The organism is Streptomyces europaeiscabiei (assembly GCF_001550375.1).
Lineage (GTDB): Bacteria > Actinomycetota > Actinomycetes > Streptomycetales > Streptomycetaceae > Streptomyces > Streptomyces europaeiscabiei.
The window spans coordinates 1-1,579 of record NZ_LRTR01000875.1 but is presented as its reverse complement, the minus strand read 5'-3'; the positions used below and the strand labels follow the sequence as shown (position 1 = coordinate 1,579).

The window sequence follows — 1,579 nt, the reverse complement described above, 5'->3', positions numbered from 1 at the left end:
CGGTGGCGCGGCGCATCTCCAGGCCCTGCACACGGGCCACCGGGGCGCCGGTGGCGTCGGCGGCCTCGACCGTCAGGTGCCGGCCGGTGGCGGTGTCGCGGACGCCGACCCGGACGCGCAGTTCGCCGGCGCCGGTGGCGTACAACTCGACTCCCGACCAGGAGAACGGCAGCAGTACGCCGTCCTGCCCGGCGGTGTCGTCGCCCGGCACGGCCTTCATCACGTTCAACGCGGCGTCCAGCAGCGCCGGATGCAGCCCGAACCCGTCCGTCGCGCGGTCCTGCCCGGGCAGCCGCACCGAGCCGTACGCCGACTCGCCCTGCCGCCACAGTGCCGCCGTGCCCCGGAACGCCGGGCCGTAGTCGACGCCCTGCTCCTGGAACCGCCCGTAGAAGCCGTCCATGGCGACCGGCTCCGCCCCCGGCACCGGCCACTGGCCGGCCCAGGCGAACCCGGCGGACGCGTCCACGGGCGCCGTGCTCAGCTCGCCCGTGGCGTGCAGAGTCCAGGCGTCGGTGCCGTCGGTGCCGTCGGCGTTGCGGCTGTGCACCGTCACGGTCGGCGGCCCGCTCTCGCCGCCGCCGACGACGACCTGGACGTGCACCGCCGTGTCGGCGGGCAGCACGAGCGGCGCCACCAGGGTGAGGTCGGCCACGCCCGCCGCACCCACCCGGTGCGCGGCCGTCAGGGCCAGTTCCAGAAGCCCGGTCCCCGGCAGCACCGCCCGGCCGAACACGGTGTGGTCGGCGATCCAGGGATGCTCGGCGAGCGAGAGCCGGCCGGTGAAGATGTGGCAGGAGCCGTCGGCCGACGCCGTGAGCGCGCCCAGCCACGGGTGCGCGGGGTCGGCGAGCCCCAGGGCTGCGGTGTCGAGTGAGACGGTCGACGGCTCGGGCCAGTACCGCGCCCGCTGGAAGGCGTACGTCGGCAGCTCCACCCGCTGAGCGCCCGTGCCTGCGAAGAACCGCTCCCAGTCGACGGTGGCACCGTGGGCGTGCGCGCGGGCGACCGAGCCGATCAGCGTCCCGGTCTCCGGGCGCTCCCGGTGCAGCAGCGCCACCACGCCCGTCGTGGCCTCGACACCCAGGTCCGCCAGGCAGTCCTGCACCATCGCGCCGGCGGTGCCGTCCGGGCCGAGTTCCACGAAGCGGGTCACGCCGGCGGCCGTCAGGGCACGGGTGCCGGCGGCGAACCGGACGGCCTCCCGTACGTGCCGGACCCAGTAGTCCGGGTCGCGCACCTCGTCGACGACGAGTTCGCCCGTGAGGTTTCCGACCAGACCGAGCACCGGCGCGTGATACGTCATCCGCCGCGCGACTGCGGCGAAGTCGGCGAGCATCGGGTCCATCAACGGCGAGTGGAAGGCGTGCGAGACGGTCAGCCGCCGTGTCTTGGTGCCGCGGGCGGCCAGCTCGGCGCCCACGTCCTCGATGACCTCGGCGGTCCCGGACACCACCACCGAGCCGGGACCGTTCACCGCGGCCACGCCCGCCGCGTGCGCGTGGCCGGCGAGCAGCGGCGTCACCTCCTCCTCGGGCGCCTTGACGGCGAGCATCGCGCCCCCGGCGGGCAGGGCCTG

The 1,579-nt window shown here is 75.8% G+C and carries 1 protein-coding gene; it reads right to left on the bottom strand.

From position 1 onward, the window contains the following. Positions 1 to 1,579, bottom strand: a 1,579-nt coding sequence (locus AWZ10_RS44515; protein ID WP_159058591.1) for a polyketide synthase dehydratase domain-containing protein, incomplete at both ends; no start/stop codon positions are given.